1 protein-coding gene is annotated in these 1,473 nt (G+C 63.3%); it reads left to right on the top strand.

Features of this window, described 5'->3' with window-relative positions; all coding sequences use genetic code 11:
• Window positions 1-1,473 (top strand): hemagglutinin repeat-containing protein (locus tag BFP96_RS31200; protein ID WP_256548925.1); only part of this gene is annotated, 1,473 nt, incomplete at both ends.

The raw sequence follows: 1,473 nt of genomic DNA, 5'->3' as shown, positions 1-1,473 counted from the left end.
GCCGGTTGTACCCGCCGCCGGCACCTCGGCCGACGGTGTCAACATCAACCGCGTGCAAGGCCTGCCGGACAGCCAGTTCGTCTCCAACCCACAGAAATACCTGATCGAAACCAACCCGCAGCTGACCAATCTCGGCCAGTTCCTCAGTTCCGATTACATGCTGTCCAAGCTCGGCTACGACCCCGACCAGGCGCAAAAACGCCTGGGCGACGGCCTCTATGAACAGCGCCTGATCCAGCAAGCGGTCATTGCCCGCACCGGCCAGCGCTTCATCGACGGCCAAACCAGCGACACGGCGATGTTCAAGTACCTGATGGACAACGCCATCGGCAGCCGTCAGGCGCTCAATTTGTCGGTGGGTGTAAGCCTCACCGCCGAACAAGTCGCGGCCCTGACCCACGACATCGTGTGGATGGAAAACGCCACCGTCGCCGGCCAGCAAGTGCTGGTGCCGGTGCTCTACCTGGCCCAGGCCAACAACCGCCTGGCGCCCAATGGCGCGTTGATCACCGGCAGCGACCTGAGCCTGGTCAGCGGCACCGACCTCACCAACGTCGGCACTCTGCGTGCCACCCAGAACCTGGCCGCCAGCGCCGGGCGCAACATGGTCAACAGTGGCCTCATCGCAGCGGGCAACCGTCTCGACCTGCTGGCCGGCAACAGCCTCACCAATCGCGCCGGCGGCATCATCAGCGGGCGCGACGTCAGCGTGCGCGCGGTAAATGGCGATGTGCTCAACGAACGCACCGTCACCAGCCACCAGAGCAGCAGCGGCTATCGCACCGAACGCACCGACTTCGTCGACAACGCCGCGCGCATCGAAGCCGCCAACAGCCTGACCCTGCAAGCCGGTCGCGACGTCAACAGCACCGGCGGTGTACTCAAGAGCGGTACCGACACCCGCATCCAGGCCGGGCGTGACGTGAACCTCGTCACCGCCGAGCAACGTAACGCCAATATCGTCAGCACCTACTCACGCAGCAGCAACGTGACCCAGTACGGCACGGTGGTAGAAGCCGGGCGGGACTTCCAGATTGTGGCGGCACGGGACATCAGCGCCATCGGCAGCCAGTTGAATGCCACGCGTGATCTGGCGTTGGTGGCCAAGGGCAATGTGAACCTGGCTTCGGCGGCGAATGAGCAGCATTCGGCGTTTAATTCCAAGAAGGTGACCAGTGTCGAAGACCATGTTCAGCAGGTATCGACCGTGCTCAAGGCTGGCGGTGACGCCACCCTGAGCGCCGGGCAGAACCTGCAACTGGTGGCCAGCCAGGTGGATGCGGGCAAAGAAGCGTACCTGGTTGCGGGTAACGACCTTGCCCTCAAGGCGGCTGAAAATCAGGACTACAGCTTCTACAGCAAAACCAAGAAGACCTCGTCCGGGAAAAAATTCCGCCTGGATGAGACATCCGCCGTCAACAATGTCGGCAGCCTGGTCAGCGCGGGCACCAACAGCACCGTCGTGGCGGGTGC

It is taken from the genome of Pseudomonas sp. 34 E 7 (genome assembly GCF_900005715.1).
Lineage (GTDB): Bacteria > Pseudomonadota > Gammaproteobacteria > Pseudomonadales > Pseudomonadaceae > Aquipseudomonas > Aquipseudomonas orientalis_A.
This window is presented reverse-complemented; position numbering and strand designations above follow the sequence as displayed.